This window comes from Arthrobacter sp. TE12231 (assembly GCF_054062895.1).
Genome location: NZ_JBSSFS010000001.1, coordinates 2,682,726 through 2,700,595, shown reverse-complemented (window position 1 = coordinate 2,700,595; position 17,870 = coordinate 2,682,726). Strand labels below are relative to the sequence as shown.

General features: G+C 68.4%; 14 protein-coding genes. 8 read left to right on the top strand and 6 right to left on the bottom strand.

All coding sequences use genetic code 11. The features are described from left to right. Positions 1 to 82 precede the first annotated feature (82 nt). The 3 genes from ACVWYS_RS12165 to ACVWYS_RS12155 are packed head-to-tail and all read left to right on the top strand — an operon-like array spanning position 83 to position 2,990. Positions 83 to 1,225 carry a Re/Si-specific NAD(P)(+) transhydrogenase subunit alpha gene (locus ACVWYS_RS12165; RefSeq protein WP_456509823.1) on the top strand — a complete coding sequence of 381 codons (1,143 nt, stop codon included), beginning with the start codon at positions 83 to 85 and terminating at the stop codon, positions 1,223 to 1,225. Then, the gene (locus ACVWYS_RS12160; RefSeq protein WP_344362412.1) at positions 1,225 to 1,620 is read left to right on the top strand and encodes an NAD(P) transhydrogenase subunit alpha; all 396 of its coding nucleotides are present in this window, start codon (positions 1,225 to 1,227) and stop codon (positions 1,618 to 1,620) included. Before ACVWYS_RS12165 ends, ACVWYS_RS12160 begins: the two co-directional genes overlap by 1 nt. Next, positions 1,617 to 2,990: an NAD(P)(+) transhydrogenase (Re/Si-specific) subunit beta gene (locus tag ACVWYS_RS12155; protein ID WP_456509822.1), complete on the top strand. Its 1,374-nt coding sequence runs from the start codon at positions 1,617 to 1,619 to the stop codon at positions 2,988 to 2,990. The genes ACVWYS_RS12160 and ACVWYS_RS12155 overlap by 4 nt, the downstream gene beginning before the upstream one ends. Positions 2,991 to 3,010: 20 nt before the next feature. Here the strand turns inward: ACVWYS_RS12155 and ACVWYS_RS12150 are convergent, their stop codons facing one another. Both ACVWYS_RS12150 and ACVWYS_RS12145 read right to left on the bottom strand, forming a co-directional pair. Next, positions 3,011 to 4,204 (bottom strand): Rv2578c family radical SAM protein, encoded by a 1,194-nt coding sequence (locus tag ACVWYS_RS12150; protein ID WP_456509821.1) that lies wholly within the window; start codon positions 4,202 to 4,204, stop codon positions 3,011 to 3,013. A 131-nt stretch (positions 4,205 to 4,335) separates the two neighbouring features. After that, positions 4,336 to 4,638: a helix-turn-helix domain-containing protein gene (locus tag ACVWYS_RS12145; protein ID WP_116767789.1), complete on the bottom strand. Its 303-nt coding sequence runs from the start codon at positions 4,636 to 4,638 to the stop codon at positions 4,336 to 4,338. Positions 4,639 to 4,701: 63 nt separating this feature from the next. On the opposite strand from ACVWYS_RS12145, the gene map reads away from it, so the two are divergent. Together map and pcp are read left to right on the top strand one after the other, a co-directional pair. Beyond that, positions 4,702 to 5,484, top strand: a complete 783-nt coding sequence (map, locus tag ACVWYS_RS12140; RefSeq protein ID WP_456509820.1) for a type I methionyl aminopeptidase — start codon at positions 4,702 to 4,704, stop codon at positions 5,482 to 5,484. Positions 5,485 to 5,762: 278 nt separating this feature from the next. Next, a complete protein-coding gene (gene pcp / locus ACVWYS_RS12135; protein WP_456509819.1) occupies positions 5,763 to 6,404 on the top strand; it encodes a pyroglutamyl-peptidase I in 642 nt (213 codons plus the stop codon). Positions 6,405 to 6,455: 51 nt separating this feature from the next. Here the strand turns inward: pcp and ACVWYS_RS12130 are convergent, their stop codons facing one another. Then, complete coding sequence (locus ACVWYS_RS12130; RefSeq protein ID WP_456509818.1) at positions 6,456 to 7,094, bottom strand: SIMPL domain-containing protein; 639 nt, start codon at positions 7,092 to 7,094, stop codon at positions 6,456 to 6,458. 27 nt (positions 7,095 to 7,121) lie between these two features. After that, positions 7,122 to 7,565, bottom strand: a complete 444-nt coding sequence (locus tag ACVWYS_RS12125) for a hypothetical protein (RefSeq protein WP_456509817.1) — start codon at positions 7,563 to 7,565, stop codon at positions 7,122 to 7,124. A gap of 387 nt (positions 7,566 to 7,952) precedes the next feature. Here ACVWYS_RS12125 and pheS point away from each other — a divergent pair, with 387 nt between their 5' ends. From pheS to ACVWYS_RS12110, 3 genes are read left to right on the top strand one after another with little or no spacing between them, the layout of a single operon-like run. After that, a complete protein-coding gene (pheS, locus tag ACVWYS_RS12120; RefSeq protein ID WP_091249929.1) occupies positions 7,953 to 9,014 on the top strand; it encodes a phenylalanine--tRNA ligase subunit alpha in 1,062 nt (353 codons plus the stop codon). Positions 9,015 to 9,016: 2 nt separating this feature from the next. Further along, a complete protein-coding gene (gene pheT, locus ACVWYS_RS12115; RefSeq protein ID WP_344362392.1) occupies positions 9,017 to 11,560 on the top strand; it encodes a phenylalanine--tRNA ligase subunit beta in 2,544 nt (847 codons plus the stop codon). Positions 11,561 to 11,608: 48 nt separating this feature from the next. Next, the gene (locus ACVWYS_RS12110; protein ID WP_456509816.1) at positions 11,609 to 12,370 is read left to right on the top strand and encodes a 4'-phosphopantetheinyl transferase family protein; all 762 of its coding nucleotides are present in this window, start codon (positions 11,609 to 11,611) and stop codon (positions 12,368 to 12,370) included. Between the two features lie 63 nt (positions 12,371 to 12,433). Here the strand turns inward: ACVWYS_RS12110 and ACVWYS_RS12105 are convergent, their stop codons facing one another. Together ACVWYS_RS12105 and ACVWYS_RS12100 are read right to left on the bottom strand one after the other, a co-directional pair. Further along, complete coding sequence (locus ACVWYS_RS12105) at positions 12,434 to 13,882, bottom strand: M1 family metallopeptidase (RefSeq protein WP_425547124.1); 1,449 nt, start codon at positions 13,880 to 13,882, stop codon at positions 12,434 to 12,436. A gap of 46 nt (positions 13,883 to 13,928) precedes the next feature. Next, positions 13,929 to 17,852 carry a Pls/PosA family non-ribosomal peptide synthetase gene (locus ACVWYS_RS12100; RefSeq protein WP_456510287.1) on the bottom strand — a complete coding sequence of 1,308 codons (3,924 nt, stop codon included), beginning with the start codon at positions 17,850 to 17,852 and terminating at the stop codon, positions 13,929 to 13,931. Between the last annotated feature and the right edge of the window lie 18 nt (positions 17,853 to 17,870).

The following is a 17,870-nucleotide window of genomic DNA, read 5'->3' as shown; positions in this document are numbered from 1 at the left end:
CGCCGACCGGCATACGCCCGGCCGCCTCTCGCCAAACGGTCAGGCATGTGCCTACTCTGAACGCAATCGAGAGGAGCAGCCCGTGCAGGTCGGTGTCGGACGAGAACAGCGCGCCGGAGAACGCCGGGTTGCGGCCACGCCGGAAACGGTGCAGCAGCTGACGGCCCTCGGGCTCACACTCGTGGTGGAGAGCGGCGCAGGAACCGAGGCAGGGTTCGCGGACGCAGCGTTCAAAGAGGCCGGCGCCACGGTGATCTCGGAGCTCCCGCTCTCGGCCCTGGACGTCCTGCTGCATGTTCGTCCGCTCGCGCCGGAAACTGCGGCCCGGCTGCGGCCCGGTGCCATCACTGTCGGCCTGGCGTCGCCAGCCTCCGAGTTGCCGACCGTCCGGGCGCTGGCCGCCGCCGGGATCACCTCCTTCGCCCTGGAGCTGCTTCCGAGGATCTCCCGGGCCCAGTCGATGGACGCACTCACTTCGCAGTCCCTTGTCACCGGGTACCGCGCCGTGCTGGAAGCCGCCGTGCGGTATCCGCGGTTCTTCCCGCTCTACATGACGGCCGCCGGAACCATCCCCCCGGCGAGGGTACTGGTCCTGGGAGCCGGTGTCGCCGGCCTGCAGGCCATCGGCACCGCGAAGCGGCTGGGCGCCCGCGTTTCGGCCAACGACATCCGCGCCGCCTCCGCCGACGAGGTCGCCTCGATGGGCGGCACGTTCATCAATCTGGACCTCGACGCGGCGGCGGAAGGAACCGGCGGCTACGCCCGCGCCCTCGGCGAGGACCGGGCGCAACGCCAGCGCAGCCTGCTGGCCCCGCACGTCGCGGCCACGGACATCCTGATCACGACGGCGGCCATCCCGGGCCGGGCCGCTCCCTTGCTGGTAACCACCGACATGGTGACCGGCATGCGGGCAGGGTCCGTCGTCGTCGACCTCGCCGCGGAGTCCGGCGGCAATGTGGAAGGCGTGATCGCCGGCCAGGACATCCAGGTGCCGGTTGAGGGCGGATCTGTCACACTCGTGGGCCTGCAGGACGCCGCGTCCGCCATGCCGTCGGACGCGTCCCGGCTCTTCGCCCGGAACGTCAGCAACTTCCTCGCCCTCATGACCGACGGCGGCACCGTTGCCCCGGACTTCGACGACGACGTGGTCGCCGGAACATGCCTGACCCACGGCGGCGCCGTACGGCATTCCGCCACCGCCGCAGCCCTGGGAGAGGACATCTGATGGGCCCCGTTGCGCTGCTGACAGTCGTGGTGCTTGCCGTATTCGTCGGCTTCGAAGTCGTCTCCAAGGTGACCAGCAAGCTGCATACACCGCTCATGTCCGGCGCCAATGCCATCCACGGGATCATCCTCGTCGGCGCCATCATCGTGGCCGGACAAGCCGGCGACCCCTGGGTGCTCGGCATCGCGCTCCTGGCAGTGGTCCTGGCGACCGTGAACCTGGTAGGTGGCTTTGTGGTCACGGACCGGATGCTGGAGATGTTCAGCGTGCACAAGCCCCTGCGCAAATCGGCGCAGAAGCCCTCAGGAACCGGTACTGCCAAAGCCGGCGGAACGGCGGCCGAAGGACTCGCCGGTGACGGCACCTCCGGCGGCGGCGCAGGGGAGGCGAGATGAGCCTCCTGACCCCGGAATGGACAGCCCTGCTGTATCTGGTGGCCGCCGTCTGCTTCATCCTGGCGCTAAAGGGCCTGAGCTCGCCAAAAACCGCCCGCCGCGGCAACGCCATCGGTGCGGCCGGGGCGCTCGTCGCGGTCATCACGGTGTTCTTCTCTGCCCGGCTGGAGAATATTCCGCTCATCCTGGCCGCCATCGCCGTCGGCTCCGCGATAGCCGTCCCCGTGGCCCGGCGGGTGCAGATGACGCAGATGCCCCAACTGGTGGCACTGTTCAACGGCGTCGGCGGCGGCGCCGCAGCGCTGGTCGCCGCACTCGAACTGAGCCACAGCGAGGATCCGTGGGTGCGCCTGGCGGTCGTCTTCACCATGCTCGTGGGCGCCGTGTCCTTCGCGGGCTCCGCGGTGACCGTGGGCAAGCTGCAGGAACTCATCAGCACCCGTCCGCTGCTGTTTCCCGGGATGCCCTGGGTGATGGGGGCCGTCATGCTCGGGGCGGTCGTCTCCGGGGCACTGGTCGTCCTGAGCGGGTCCGTCGGCTGGTCGCTGGCGCTGCTGGGCCTGGGGCTCGCGGCAGGTCTGCTGCTCGTGTTGCCGGTGGGCGGGGCGGATGTGCCGATCGTGATCTCGCTGCTGAATGCCTTCACGGGCCTGGCGGTGGCCGCGTCCGGCGTCGTCCTGGGCAACGTCCTGCTGCTCGTCGCCGGAACTCTGGTCGGCGCGAGCGGCACCATCCTGACCAAGGTCATGGCTTCTGCCATGGGGCGCGGAGTCACCGGAATCATGTTCGGCGCCTTCAAGGGCGGCTCGACGGCGGGTTCCACCGCCGTGAGTGCCCGGCCCGTACGCTCATCCTCCCCGGAAGACGTAGCCGTCCAGCTCGGCTATGCCCAGCGCGTGGTGATCGTTCCCGGGTACGGGCTCGCCGTGGCACAAGGCCAGCACACCGTGGCGGAGCTCGCCACAGCTTTGGCCGACCGCGGCATTGATGTGGTGTTCGCCATACATCCCGTGGCGGGACGCATGCCGGGCCACATGAACGTGCTCCTGGCCGAGGCCGATGTGCCGTATGAGTCCCTGCGGGAGCTGGCGGAAATAAATCCCGAGTTCGCCAACACGGACATCGTGCTGGTGGTCGGCGCCAACGACGTCGTCAACCCGGCGGCCAAGTCTTCACCTGGTTCGCCGATCTACGGGATGCCGATCCTGGACGTGGTGCAGGCCCAGCAGGTGGTCTTCCTGAAGCGGTCGATGCGTCCGGGCTTCGCGGGCATCGAAAACGATCTCCTGCACGACCCCAAAACCACGCTCCTGTTCGGGGATGCCAAGGATTCGCTGTCCAAGGTGCTCGGTGCGGTCAAGGCGCTCTGAGGTCAGGGAGCTGGCGCGTTTCAGAACAACGTCGGCTGCGCTGCCGGGTGGCCGGCATGCACCGTGCCGGGGTGCCGGTTAGTGGCGTACCGGGATGTGTCCGGGATGCTTCCAGCCGGGTACTGGGCTTCCTCTTCCCGGGCATCATCGCTGAGGTCCGCGTTGCCGCTGAGGTCCCTGTGGCTGAAGCCCTGCGAACCGGAAAAGCCGTGCAGGTCCTTGAAATAGCGGATGCGACCGGCCAGCCACGCCCGGTATTCCTTTGAGGCATAGGACCCGCTGCCGTACAACCGGCGGTACTTGCCCGCCAGGTGCGGATGTTCGCGGGCAATCCACTGCATGAACCACTCACGCGTCCCCGGCTTCAGGTACAGCGCGCCGGCCGTGACCCCCGTGGCGCCGGCCGCTGCCAGGGCCGCGAAGAGGGAGTTGAGGGCGTCGTCACCGTCGGAAAGCCACGGCAGGATCGGCATGGCCATGACGCCGCAGGGCAGGCCTGCTTCCCTGAGCCGGGAAATGAGCTTCAGCCGTGCCCGCGGACCCGGTGTACCGGGCTCCACGGCCTCGGACAGGTGCGCGTTGGTCATGGCCAGCGAGATGCCCACCCCGACCGGCACCTGGGCCGCGGCATGCTTCAGCAGCGGGATGTCCCGGGCCAGGAGCGTGCCTTTAGTGAGGATGGACAGGGGCGTGCCGGAGTCGGCGAGGGCGCCAATGATGCCGGGCATGAGCTGGTAGCGGCCCTCGGCGCGCTGATAGGGGTCCGTGTTGGTGCCGAGGGCCACGTGCTCGTGCCGCCAGGAGGGCTTGGCCAGTTCCCTGCGCAGGACCTCGGCAGCATTGATCTTGACCACCACCTGGCTGTCAAAGTCCAGGCCGGCGTCGAAGTCCAGGTACGTGTGGCTCTTGCGGGCAAAGCAGTAGACGCAGGCATGGCTGCAGCCGCGGTACGGGTTGATGGTCCAGTCGAACGGCATCCGAGAACCGGCGACCACCTTGTTGAGCACCGATTTGGCGGTGACCTCATGGAAAGTGATCCCGGCAAACTCCGGGGTGGAGACAGACCGAACCAGTCCGGCCAGGGGCAACAGGGCATCGGGGGACAGGGGAGTGGCGGACCTGATATTGGCAGATTCCGTCGTGGTGGACGGGTCTTCCGTCGAGACGTCGCTTCCGGAGCTGCCGCGCTTCAGTGCTTGTGCATCCCATCTCATGCCACTATTCGAATATATGTTCGACTCAATGTCAAGAATGCCGTCGGGCCATGCGGATGAGATTCGCTGTCTTGGCGGCTGACCCCAGGCGCTTCTCCTGGATGCCTCCAACGCAGCTGCGGGATTGAGGCTTACGAGGCCAGCCGCTCGCGTGCGTTGTGATCGGAGCTGATCGGCTCAGCGCCACGTTTGGGCTGGTTAACCTCGGCCCACACAGCATCGAGGGAAAGTCCCAGGACCTCGGCGATCGCAGCGATAGTCGGGAAGGCGGGGGTCGCGACACGGCCCGTCTCGATCTTCCGGAGGGTCTCCGGTGAGACGCGTGCATCGAGCGCGACGTCGAGCATCGAGCGCCCTCCCCTGGCGCGACGCAGCAGGGCGCCGAGGCGCTGTCCGCGCTCGACCTCTTCGAATGTAAGCGGCAACCTGACCATGACCCCGATTATACCGGGATAATATGGCCGGTATAGTTATTGGATGCGTGAGAAAGGCGCCGCATGATCGAGATCCTGAACCCCGCCGAACTGGCCCGAGCAAAAGAAACAGGCGCCCTCGTCGCCGACATCCTGCAGACGCTGAAGAGCCGAAGCACGGTCGGCGCGAACCTCCTGGACCTCGACCGGTGGGCCCGGAGCATGATCGTCGACGCTGGAGCGCAGTCCTGTTACGTCGACTACGAGCCATCCTTCGGGCGCGGGCCGTTCGGACACTACATCTGCACGGCCGTCAACGACGCCGTGCTCCACGGGCTCCCGTACGACTACGCGCTCGCCGACGGCGACCTGCTGACACTCGACCTCGCCGTCTCCAAACGAGGAGTCGCTGCGGACTCTGCCATCAGCTTCATCGTGGGCGACTCCAAGCCCCCGGAGAGCGTCGCAATGATCACCGCGACCGAGCGCGCATTGAACGCAGGGATAGCCGCTGCCCGACCCGGGGCTCGCATTGGCGACATCTCCCATGCCATCGGCTCGGTCCTCAGCGAGGCGGGATACCCGATCAACACCGAGTTTGGCGGTCATGGCATCGGATCGACGATGCACCAGGACCCGCACGTTCCAAACACCGGACGGCCGGGCCGCGGATACAAACTGCGCCCAGGGTTGCTGCTCGCACTGGAGCCGTGGGTCATGGCCGACACCGCTGAACTCATCACCGACGCTGACGGGTGGACGCTCCGAAGTGCGACAGGCTGCCGGACAGCACACAGTGAGCATACGATCGCCATCACCGGCGACGGAGCCGAAATACTCACCTTGCCGACGCAGGCGCACCCGTGAGATCGGAGCCACACCTGCCCCGTGTGCTGCATCTGATGCAGGATCCGCTGTACGGAGACTGTCCAAAGGGCCGAGCCTGGATTACGCGACGAAGGAATGCTTAGGCGGCCGGTTGGATCATGTCGTGTTCCCCCGGATCCCGGGGTGCTTCACTGGAAGGTACGACGCCGGCCATGCCGCCTTTCGCCGCGACAAGCGCCGGTGCGCGCAGTGTTGGAGCGATCTGCCGGAGCGAATCGTTAGGCCGCATCGTGGTGGCGCGTTGTTAGGCTGGGGCGATGATTCTCCTGACCGGATTCGAGCCCTTCGGCGGCGAAACAACCAACCCGTCCTGGGCCGCGGCCCGTTCGGCGGCGCGGTTGCTCCGGTCGGAAGGACTCGACGTCCGGGCCGTGGAACTTCCCTGCGTCTTCGGGACATCGGCGACGGTGCTGGAGGAAGCTCTGGAGCGCTTCCGGCCGGAACTCGTGCTGTGCACCGGCCAGGCCGGCGGCAGGGCACGCATCTCCCTGGAGCGCGTGGCCATCAACTGTGACGACGCCCGGATCCCGGACAACGCCGGCAACCGGCCCGTGGACGAACCCGTGGTCAGCGGCGGACCGGCAGCCTATTTCACGTCCCTGCCGGTCAAGGCGGCGCTCGCGGCCCTGGCCGCAGAACAGATCCCGGCGGAAGTGTCGCAAAGCGCGGGGACCTATGTGTGCAACCACACCTTCTATGCGCTCATGCACGCACTGAGGCTGCGGCCGGGCACCAGGGGAGGCTTCGTCCACGTCCCCTACGAGGACAGCCAGCTTCCGGCCGGGAGCAGCACGCCGTCGCTGCCGGCGCACCAGATGGCGGCGGCGCTCGCCGTCGTCGTCCGCACCGCGCTCGCGACGACGGCGGATCTCAAGATCGCAGCCGGCACAACGCACTAGCGGGCCGAGCGCCAGGCAGGCCGCCAGCGGCTCAAGCGTCGACAGGATGACTCAGTCGAGCAGTTCCCAGACGACGCCGACCGTGGCGGTGACGCTCGACTCACCGGCCTCAACGGTGAGAGCTTCCGCCGCCACCGCGCGCTGCATCTTCGCGACCGGGACCGGCGGCTGGAACCCGGTGTGCTGGGTGAGGGAAAGAACCCTGCCCAGGCCTGTCCCGGAGAGGGCGGCGTAGTGCGCGGCGGTGGTGCGGGCATCCTGCCACGCAGCCTCCCGCGCCCGGACCTCGACGCCGGCGGAATCCGCGAAGCCGAGCGTCAGGCCGTTCAGCCGGACGTCGTCCCCGCCGGCGGCAACGGCCGCGGCAATGATCTCCGAGGACGCAGACAGCGTTCGGATCCTGATGGTGAGCGTGCTTGAGGCCAGATAGCCGGTGACGGTCTGTCCGCGGCCCTCCTGCCAGTTCACTTCGGCCCGGACGTTCAGCCCGGAGGTGGACATGTCGGGGCCGTCCACCCCGTGCTGCCGGAGCGCCGAGGTGATGGCGGCCGAGCGTGTTCCGGCGTCGCCGTAGGCCTCGGCCACGGTAGCCCGGCGGCATTCGACGCCAACTGACAACGTGAGGAGGTCAGGCACCGCCTCCGCGCTGCCGGTTCCGGTGACCGAAATGCTTCTGGGATTGTGTGTCATGTCAGGCCTCGTATCGCTCGGGGGCCGTCACGCCCGTGTGCGGTTTGTTCGCGGATCGGTCGCCGGGGCGCTCGCGCGGGGATAGCCGCCTGCTTCCAGCCCGGCGTGGCGCTCGAAGAAGTTCGCGCTGCCCGGGTTGCCCGTCCGCCAGAGCGACCAGCCCGCGGCGATGAAGTACAGGGGCAGGAAGGGCAGCCCCAGGCACCAGGCGTACTGGGTGCTGTGGCGCTCCTCGTGTCCCAGCAGTGCCGGATTGGCGCGGGCGGCTTCCGGGCCGGCACGGAAGAGGATCACGTTGCCCACCGTGAAGGCCCCGGCCAAGGGAAGCCGCCAGCGGTAGCGGCTCGCGATCAGCAGCCCACGCGGACCCCTGCCGACGTTCGTCCCGGCACAGACCGCCAGCACCAGCCCCAGGAGGGTGGTGCCGTTGAGCATGTTGGCGATCTGCCGCAGCCGTTGACCGGACGTCATGAGGCCATGGTAGCCGGGGACATGTCCACGGGTCAGGGGAGCGGGGGACATGTCCGGTGGTCAGGCAAGCCCGACCCCGGGGGCGCGCCGGGGACCTTAGGAGAGCCGCCGTGATGTGTCACGTCACGCGGGCGTTGCCGTGCGGCCGACGGCCGTCTACTAGACTGAAGGAAGTGCCCGCCGGAGGGATTTCGGCTGGCCTGCACTATGAATTCAGCACAATGAATCCAGCACAATGAATCCAGCACAATGAACTGTGACAGCGAACAGTGATCAGGAACAGTGATCACGGGCTGTGACAATGAACTGTGACAATAAGCCTTGCCGACAACTCGCGCCCTGCGTGCGTGCCGCCGGCATGATCCGACTCGTAGCTAAGAACAGTAGATGACTGAAACTTTGCCGGGCGCCGCCGTCCCGAATCCTCTGGATGAAGCCGCCATTACCGCTGCCGTAGACCAAGCCGTTGCCGCCATCGCCGCTGCCGCGACCCTCGATGAACTCAAGGCCGTGCGCCTCGCGCACACGGGTGAGAAGTCCGCGCTGAGCCTCGCCAACCGCGAGATCGGCGCGTTGCCCAAGGACCAGAAGGCCGCCGCCGGCAAACTCATGGGAGCCTCCCGCGGACGCGTCAACAAGGCGCTCGCGGACCGTACGGCCGAGCTCGAAGCCGAGAATGACGCGCGGATCCTCGTCGAAGAGACCGTCGACGTCACGGCGGCGCCCCGCCGGCGCCGGGCCGGTGCACGCCACCCGCTTTCCACGCTGCAGGACCGCGTCGCGGACATCTTCGTTGGCATGGGCTGGGAGATCGCCGAGGGGCCCGAGGTCGAGTCCGAATGGTTCAACTTCGATGCCCTGAACTTCAAGCCGGACCACCCCGCCCGCGACATGCAGGACACGTTCTTCGTCGAGCCGCCCGAGGCGCACCTGCTCATGCGCACTCACACCTCACCGGTGCAGGTTCGCTCCATGCTGGAACGCGAACTGCCCATCTACGTGCTGTGCCCGGGCAAAGTGTTCCGCACGGATGAACTCGACGCGACGCACACCCCGGTCTTCCACCAGTTCGAGGGCCTGGCCATCGACAAGAAGCTGAGCATGGCCGACCTCCGCGGCACCCTGGAGCACTTCGCACGGCAGATGTTCGGCGGCGAAGCACAGATTCGGCTGCGCCCGAACTACTTCCCGTTCACCGAGCCCTCCGCCGAGCTGGACATCTGGCACCCGGGCGCCAAGGGCGGCCCCAGCTGGATCGAGTGGGGCGGCTGCGGCATGGTCAACCCGAACGTCCTGCGCGCCGCCGGCATCGATCCGGACGTTTATTCAGGTTTTGCCTTCGGTATGGGCATCGAGCGCACCCTCATGTTCCGCAATGAGGTTGGCGACATGCGCGACATGATTGAAGGCGACGTACGTTTCAGCGAGCACTTCGGGATGGAGATCTAACAGTGCGTATCCCACTTTCCTGGTTGCGCGAATTCGCGCAGGTACCGGCCGAAGCAACGGCCGAAGACGTCATGGCCGAGCTCGTCAAGGTCGGACTCGAAGAAGAAGCGGTCCACCGTCCCACGGACACCATCCAGGGTCCGATCGTGGTGGGCCAGGTGCTCAGCATCGTCAAGGAGCCCCAGACCAACGGCAAGACCATCAACTGGTGCCAGGTCCGCGTGGTCCCCGAAGGCCAGCAGCAGACCCTGACCGGTGAGGGCATCGACCCCTCCGGTGTGCAGGGCATCATCTGCGGCGCCCACAACTTCGTCGAAGGCGACAAGGTGGTTGTCACCCTCCCCGGTGCCGTACTGCCGGGCGACTTCCACATCTCCGCACGCAAGACCTACGGCCACCTCTCCGCCGGCATGATCGCGTCCGTGCGTGAACTCGGCATCGGCGAGGATCACGACGGCATCCTGGTCCTGTCCCGGATCGGCCTCGACCCCGAACTGGGCACCGACGCCATGGAACTCCTGGGCCTCTATGACCAGGCCGCCGAAATCAACGTCACCCCGGACCGCAGCTACTGCTTCTCCATCCGCGGAGTGGCCCGTGAATACGCGCATGCCACCGGCACCGAGTTCACAGACCCGGCATCCAAGGTCCACGCCCCGCAGGTGCTGTCCGGCGGCTACGGCGTCAAGCTCAACGACGACGCCCCGATCTACGGCAAGCCCGGCTGCGACCGCTTCGTGGCCCGCACCGTGCGCGGCGTGGACGCCACCCGGCCCACCCCGCCGTGGATGACGTCCCGCCTCCGGCTCGCCGGCATCCGGTCCATCTCCCTGCCGGTGGATATCTCCAATTACGTCATGCTCGAGCTCGGGCAGCCGAACCACTGCTATGACCTGGACAAGCTGTCCGGCGACATCGTGGTCCGGAGGGCCGCGGCAGGGGAGAAGATCACCACCCTGGATGACAAGGAGCGCACGCTCGACGCCGAGGACCTGCTCATCACGGACGCCTCCGGGCCCATCGGGATCGCCGGCGTCATGGGCGGTGCCCACACCGAGGTATCGGACTCCACCACCAACGTCCTGGTCGAGGCCGCGCACTTCGACGAAGTCTCGATCGCGCGATCGCGCCGCCGCCACAAGCTCCCATCCGAGGCGTCCAAGCGCTTCGAACGCGGCGTGGACTGGCAGGTTGCCGACGTCGCCGCCCAGCGCGTGGTGGACCTGCTGGTCGAACTCGCCGGCGGCACCGCCGACGAGGCGGGGACCGACGTCGGCACTGCACCGGACGCCGTCACCATCGAACTGCCGGCAGGCTACGCTGCCGCCCGGATCGGGATCGACTTCACCGAGGACCACATCGTGACCTCGCTCGAGGACCTCGGCGCCGTCGTCGAAACGAGCGCCGCCGGCCACACGGTGACCGCCCCGAGCTGGCGCAACGACCTCGAAACCAAAGACGACCTCACCGAGGAAATCGCCCGGCTGGTCGGCTACGACAAGATCCCGGCAACCCTGCCGGTTGCGCCGCCGGGCCGTGGCCTGACCCGTGTCCAGCAGCAGCGCCGACGCCTGATCCAGGCCCTCGCCGACGCCGGACTTACCGAAGTGCTGGCCTACCCGTTCGTGTCCAAGGCCGCCAACGACACCTTCGGCGTTCCTGCCGAGGGTGCGGCGCGCACGGCCCTCAAACTGGCGAACCCGATCAGCGAGGAGCACGGCTTCCTGCGGACCTCCATCCTGCCGGGCCTGATCGAGGTGGCCAAGCGCAACCACTCCCGCGGTTTCCGCGACCTCGCCCTCTTCGAGGCCGGGCTCGTGTTCCTGCCCGGCGAGCAGCTGGGCACCGCCTCGATTCCGCCGCTCGGCGTCAAACCCGGCGACGAGGTGCTGGATGCCCTGTACGACGGCGTCCCGGACCAGCCGCTGCACCTCGCCGCGGTTCTCACGGGGCACGACTCTCCCGCAGCCCCGGGCCACGCCCCGCGGGCGTGGGACTGGGCCGACGCCCTGGATATCGCCCGTGTCGCCGGCGACGTGCTCGGCGTCGACCTCGTGGTCACTCAGGGCCGGCACCAGGCCTTCCACCCGGGCCGGGCCGCGCAGATTGCCCTGCGCACCGGCGAGGTAGTGGGCTATGCCGGGGAGCTGCACCCGAAGCTGCTGGCAGCCTACGACATGCCGGCCCGCTCCGTGGCGCTGGAACTGAACGCCGACGCCCTGTTCGAGGCCGCCGCCGATGTGATCGTGGCCCGGCACATCTCGACGTACCCGGTGGCGACCCAGGATGTGGCCCTCGTGGTCCCGCAGGACGTCCCGGCCGGAGAGGTGCTTACGGCCCTGCGTGAAGGCGCCGGCGAACTGCTCGAGGACGTCGCACTGTTCGACGTCTACGCGGGCAAGGGCATCGAGGACGGCAAGAAGTCGCTCGCGTTCAGCCTGCGCTTCCGCGCCGACGACCGCACCCTGACGGCGGACGAGGCATCGGCGGCCCGCGAGGGTGCCGTCGCCGCTGCCCACGAACGCTTCGGGGCTGTGCAGCGCTAACTGCGGCACTGAGCTGACGACGGCGCTGGCGAGCTGAAAGGGCGGGTCATGGCATCACACCTTGTTGTGCGTGCCTGCCCGCCCTTTCGCGTCCCCGTGAGCTCCGGCGATCCCTTGGACCCCGCACCAGCCGCGGCAACGGCGGCAGCTGCCTCGCTCCTGGAGAGCGACGCGCGTTCCCTTCTGGACGGACCGGAGCTGGACCGGGCACGGGCCATGACCGCCCGGACACGGGAGGACTTCCTCGCCGGACGGCTGGCGCAGCGGAGGTTTGCCGCCGGGCTGCTGGGTGTGCCGGCGTCGGCCCTCACAGCCTGGTACAGCTGTCCGCGCTGCGGCACCGGCACGCAGATCTCCCACGGCCGTCCCGGCTACCTGATCGGGGGAGCAGCGGCGCCGTTGCTGCTCAGCCTGTCCCGTGCGGCCGGCTGGACGCTGCTGGCCGGAATCGTTGACCCGGACCCGGCCCTGCGCCTGGGGATCGACGTTGAGGATCCGGCCAGGACCGACTTCGAGGGTTTCGACGCCGTAGTGCTGACCCCGGCGGAACGCGCCCACCTCGCGGCCCTCACCGGCACCCAGCTGTTGCGCGCGCGGGCACGGCTGTGGGCGCGCAAGGAGGCCTGGCTCAAGATGACCGGCACGGGACTGCAGACGGCTCCGGACACCGTCGACGTGTTCGATGACGCCCCGGATGACGTGCTGGAGGGGGACGTCAACGGCCGTGCCGGGCTCCGGGACCTGCCGCCGGCAGAGGCCGGGCTGCCCGCATACCTCGTGGCCGCCGTCGCCGTGGCGGTCTATCCCTAGGCGCTTTCGGTCTGTACGCGGCCAGTGTGTCTGCGACCGGTCTTTCTGCGGCGCCGGCCGCCGTCAGGGCGTTGGCGGCGCTGACTGCGGCAGCGGCGGGAGGGCATCTTCGTAGAGCCACGGGTGCAGCAGTGCCTCGGCATCGAGGCCTGTCGCGTGGGCCGCCGTGAGGATGAAGTCGGCCGTCGTCACGGTGCCGTGGCGGAAACGGTCCGTCCAGTCATGCAGCAGGGCGAAGAACGCGAGGTCGCCAGAGCGCACCCGCAGTGCGTGCAGGGCCAAGGCTCCGCGCTTGTAGACGCGGTCGTCAAACATCAGCTCCGGGCCGGGGTCGCCGACCATCAGGTCCTGTGGGAGGGCGGAAAGCTTGCGCCAGGCAGCCCGGGCGCGGCCGGCCACCGACATCACGCCGGCCTCTTCGGACCAGAGCCATTCGGCATAGCAGGCAAAGCCCTCGTGCAGCCAGATGTCCTTCCACGTGGCCGTCGTGAGCGAGTTCCCGAACCACTGGTGGGCGAGCTCGTGGGCGACCATCCGCTGCGACTCCCAGTCCTGCCGCAAATGGTTGGGACCCAGGATGGACAGCGTCTGTGCCTCCAGCGGGATTTCCAGCACGTCCCCGGTCACCACCACGGTGTACTCCGGGAACGGATACGGCCCAAAGCAGTTGGTGAAGGTCCGCATCATGTCGGGCTGCCGGGCCAGGGCGGTCCGGGCGTCCGCCGCCTGCGACGCCGGAACGGCCACATACTGGGGAACGTGACCCGACGGCCGCTCGGCGTTGAGCGTCAGGAGCTCATAACGCCCGATCTGGACCGTTGCGAGGTAGGTGGCCATGGGTTCGGCCTGCTCGTACACCCAGGTCTCGCGGCTGGCCCTGCTGGTGCGGGACAGCAGCACGCCGTTGCACACCGCCCGGTAGTTCGCCTCGGTGGTCACCGTGATGCGATAGCTCGCCTTGTCCCGCGGGTGGTCATTGCACGGGAACCAGGAAGCGGCGCCGTTGGGCTGGCCAGCCACCAGCACGCCATCGGAGAGCTCTTCCCAGCCCACTTCGCCCCAGAGGCCGCGGCGGGGTGCAGGGTATCCCTCGTAGCGGATATCCAGGCTGAACGCCTCATCGGCGAGCAGCGGCACTTCCGGGTATACGACGAGCTGCTCGGCGCGCTGGGTGAACCGGCGCACCTTGCGGCCGTCGAGCTGGATCTTGGTGGCCCGCAGCCCGGTCAAGTCCAGGACGATCGCCGACGTCGGAAGTTGTGTCATGGCGTGCAGGACAGCACGCCCGTTCAGGCGATTGCTGCTGACCCTGTAGTCCAGCTCGAGTTCATACCGGGTGACCCGGTAGGCGTGGGTCCCGTGACCAGGCATGTAGGGGTCCGGGGAGCCAACAACCCGCGCCGGTGCCCTGGCTGTATCCCTGCTGATTTGCCTGGCAATATCCCCGCCGATTTCTCCGGCAGTATCCCCGCCGGTGGCAGAGGCGCCGCTGCTTGGTGCACTGGTACTCAATGGACGGACCTTCGGATTGTGGTGCTGTCGGACATACGGGCCGGGCCTACCGGGACTTGGCGGGCGGTGCGGGGCCGTCCCAGGGGCTGACGGGGTTGCCCATCCAGTACGTGCCGGCAGGGACGGTTTCGCCCCGCATGACGAGGGACGCCGGCCCCACCGTGCCGCCGGTGCCTATCCTGGCCTGCGGCAGGATGACGCCATGCGGTCCCATGGTGGCTCCGTCATCGAGCGTAACAGTGTCGATGCTCATGACGCGGTCATGGAACAGATGGGTCTGGACGACGCACCCGCGGTTGACGGTCGAGTTCCTGCCGAGGGTCACGAGGTCTGCCTCGGGCAGCCAGTAGCTTTCGCACCAGGTTCCCCTGCCGATTTTCGCGCCGAGTGCCCGCAGCCACCAGACCAGCGCCGGTGTGCCCGTGGCCGCGCGCGCGAACCACGGGGCGCTGACCATCTCGATGAAGGTGTCCACCACTTCGTTCCGCCAAATGAAGGAGCTCCAGAGCGGGTGTTCACCGGGGCGGATCCGGCCGACCAGCAGCCATTTGGCCGCCACCGCACTGGCTGCGGCCGTGGCACCGGCCAGCAGGATCACCACCCCGCCCAGGACGGCGGCGATACCATAGTTGAAGATGGTTGCGATCGCGTCAAATGCCAGCATCACGGCGACGGCGATCGCGACCGTGAGCATGACAGGGACGAACCGGCACAGCTCCCACAGGGTGCGTGCGACCTTCAGCCGCCGGGGCGGCTGGTAGGTCCGGGTGTCGTCGGAGGCGATGGCGGTGCGCCGCAGCCGCACGGGCGGGCTGCCGAGCCACGACGTCCCGGACTTCGCCTTGGCCGGGGTCGCGGAGAGGACAGCCACGAGGGAGTTCTTGGGCACGTTGCGGCCGGCCGCCGTCATGCCCGAGTTGCCCAGGAAGGACCGCTTGCCGATCTTTGCCGGCGCAATCCGCATCCAGCCGCCGTCGAGTTCGTAGGACGCCACCATGGTGTCGTCGGCCAGGAACGCGCCTTCTCCCACAGTGGTCATGCGGGGGATCAGGAGCACCGTGGAGGCTTCCACGTTGCGGCCGATCTTCGCGCCGAGAAGCCGGAGCCAGACAGGGGTGAAGAGGCTGGCGTAGATCGGGAACAGCAGATCCCGGGCCAGGTCCAGCACCCGCTCGGTTGCCCACACCTGCCATCCGATCCGGCTGCGGACACGGTAGTAGCCCTCGGCGAGGCCGATGCTGAGGAGCCGTGTGGTGGCAAGTATCAGCAACAGGTTGGTCAGGAACCACACGAGTGCCGCAAGGGGGATTGAGAGCACAAGTCCGGGCAGGGCTGCGGACAACGAGGAGTGCCCCTTGATGAACAAGAACATCACAAAGGCCGCAGCGGCGGCGGAGGCGTAGGGGATAAGAGCCAGCACAGCGGATGCCGCGGCGAACCCGGCAAACCACAGCCGGCCGATCAGCCGGTGCTCGGCCGGGGATTCCGGCCACGAGTGCCGGGCCTTGCCGCGTCGCTCGGCCGGTGACCCTGCCACCAGCTGGCCGGCTTTGACCTTCCCCATGACTGCGGAGCCCGGCTCTACCTGCGCTCCTGCGCCCACGATGGCTCCCGGCATGAGTGTGCTGCGCGCCCCAACGCTTGCGCCGGGGCCAATTCTGATGGCGCCGATGTGGACGAGGTCGCCGTCGATCCACCAGCCGGACAGATCAACTTCAGGCTCGATGTTGGACCCGGCTCCGAGGGTCAGCAGCCCGGTGACGGGCGGGAGGGAGTGCAGTTGGACGTTCTCGCCGATCTTGGCGCCCAGGGCTTTTGCGTAGTAAGGGACCCACGGCGCGCTGGCCAGGCTGATAGCGCCGGCGAGGTCCTGGATCTGCTCGGCGAGCCAGAGCCGGATGTGCACCTTCCCGGACCGAGGGTACGTTCCGGGCCCGACGTTGCGGAGCAGGATCCGGGCCGCGGCAATGGAGATCATCATCCGCCCGGCGGGGCTGACGAAGACGAGCCATGAGGCGAGGACCCACCACCACGAAATTGTTGGCGCCGCGCTGAATCCGGCGAAGGCCGCCAGAAGGTTGTTGGCGGCCATCAGGTAGGTCAGCCAACGCATGCCGACGAGGATGTGCAGGGGGACGCCCATGAACGTCTGGAAGGCCTGGGACCTCCGTGCCGTGGGCCGGACGGTCCGCTCCTGTGCGGGAACAGCCCCGCCCTCGGGTAGCGACTGGCGGGCCGTGTCCACCAGCGCGCCTACCCTGGGGGTCGCGTAGATATCGGCCACCGTGATGGTCGGGTAGCGCACGCGCAGGGCGGACACGAGTTGCGCGGCTGCCAGCGAGCCGCCGCCGTAGGCGAAGAAATCAGCGTCCAGGCTCGTGACGGGGCTCCCCAGCACGGCGCTCCACTGCTGCACGATCCATTGCGCGTCCTCGGGCAGGTTGAGCGGGGCGCCTTCGGCCTCGACGGCTCCGGTACCGCTGAGCGGCCAGGGCAGGGCATGGCGGTCCACTTTGCCGCTGGTCTTGGTGGGCAGCGAATCGACGAGGGTCAGGAGCGGGATGAGCGGTGCCGGCAGGTTCTCGCCCAGCAGTTCGCGCGCGACAGCGAGGTCAATGTCCTGGCCAGCCACGGCGGCAAGGTAGCCGACCAGGATCTGGTTGCCCGCCGCCGTGGTCTGCACCGCGGCGGCGGCACCGGCGACATCCGGCAGCGACTGCAGGGCGGCGTCGATTTCGCCCAGTTCGATCCTGCGGCCGCCGAGCTTGACCTGTTCATCGGCGCGGCCCTGGAAGATGAGTCCCTCGGCCTCGTACTTGACGAGGTCGCCCGAGCGGTAGGCGCGCTCCCAGCCCAGCGTCGGCATGGGGGCGTACTTTTCCGCATCCTTGACCGGGTCAAGGTACCGGGCCAGCCCGACGCCGCCGATGATCAGTTCGCCCACCGCGCCTTCGGCGACCGGGAGTGAATCGGCGTCGACGACGGCGAGGTCCCAGCCGTCCAGCGGCAGGCCGATCCGGATGGGGCCGGGCGTGCCGAGCGGCGCGGCACAGGCGACCACGGTGGCCTCGGTGGGACCGTAGGTGTTCCATACTTCCCGGCCTTCGACGGCGAGCCGCTCGGCAAGGTCCGGCGGACACGCTTCCCCGCCGAAGATCAGCAGGCGGACGCTTTCCAGCGACTCGACGGGCCAGAGTGCGGCGAGCGTGGGGACGGTGGATACCACTGTGATGCTGTGGCTGATGAGCCAGGGGCCAAGGTCCATCCCGGTGCGGACCAGCGCCCGGGGTGCCGGGACGAGGCAGGCGCCGTTGCGCCACGCGAGCCACATTTCCTCGCAGGAGGCGTCAAAGGCAACGGACAATCCTGCCAGCACCCGGTCCTGCGGGCCCACCGGATCATCCTGCAGGAAGAGGCGGGCCTCGGCGTCCACGAACGCGGCGGCCGAGCGGTGCTGGACGGCAACGCCCTTGGGAGTGCCGGTTGAACCGGAAGTGAAGATAACCCACGCGTCGTCGTCGGGGCCCGGCTGCCTGGCCGCGGGGAACGGCCGGGGGTGTTTGCTGTCCGTGACGATCTTCGCGCCGGCGCGAAGAATGCCGGAAACCCTGGCTTCCCCGAAGACGAGTTTGGCCCGCTCGTCGGGGTCGTCCGCGTCGACCGGGACGTACGCCGCCCCGACGAGCAGCACCGCCAGGATCGAGATGTAGAGCTCATTGGTGCCGGACGGGATCCGGACGCCGATCTTGTCGCCGGCACCCAGTCCGGCCATGTGCAGTTTCCGCGCGGTTGCCCGGACTTCGTGCATTAGCTGGGCGTAACTGAGCGAGCGGTGGCCGTCGTCGAGGGCGGATGCATCAGGGAATCGGTCGGCAGTAGTGCGGAGGATGTCTATGAGCGTCCGCTCCGGCGGGGCGGAGAGCGCGCCGGGCAGTTGGGGCGCGTGGACGGGGGTGTCGTCCGCCGCCACACGCTGTGCCGAACCGGC

Excerpts from the sequence above, each read along its gene's own strand:
- ACVWYS_RS12160 (WP_344362412.1), top strand. The coding sequence starts at position 1,225 with ATGGGCCCCGTTGCGCTGCTGACAGTCGTGGTGCTTGCCGTATTCGTC.
- ACVWYS_RS12155 (WP_456509822.1), top strand. The coding sequence starts at position 1,617 with ATGAGCCTCCTGACCCCGGAATGGACAGCCCTGCTGTATCTGGTGGCC.
- ACVWYS_RS12150 (WP_456509821.1), bottom strand. The coding sequence starts at position 4,204 with ATGAGATGGGATGCACAAGCACTGAAGCGCGGCAGCTCCGGAAGCGAC.
- ACVWYS_RS12145 (WP_116767789.1), bottom strand. The coding sequence starts at position 4,638 with ATGGTCAGGTTGCCGCTTACATTCGAAGAGGTCGAGCGCGGACAGCGC.
- map (WP_456509820.1), top strand. The coding sequence starts at position 4,702 with ATGATCGAGATCCTGAACCCCGCCGAACTGGCCCGAGCAAAAGAAACA.
- pcp (WP_456509819.1), top strand. The coding sequence starts at position 5,763 with ATGATTCTCCTGACCGGATTCGAGCCCTTCGGCGGCGAAACAACCAAC.
- ACVWYS_RS12130 (WP_456509818.1), bottom strand. The coding sequence starts at position 7,094 with ATGACACACAATCCCAGAAGCATTTCGGTCACCGGAACCGGCAGCGCG.
- ACVWYS_RS12125 (WP_456509817.1), bottom strand. The coding sequence starts at position 7,565 with ATGACGTCCGGTCAACGGCTGCGGCAGATCGCCAACATGCTCAACGGC.
- pheS (WP_091249929.1), top strand. The coding sequence starts at position 7,953 with ATGACTGAAACTTTGCCGGGCGCCGCCGTCCCGAATCCTCTGGATGAA.
- ACVWYS_RS12110 (WP_456509816.1), top strand. The coding sequence starts at position 11,609 with ATGGCATCACACCTTGTTGTGCGTGCCTGCCCGCCCTTTCGCGTCCCC.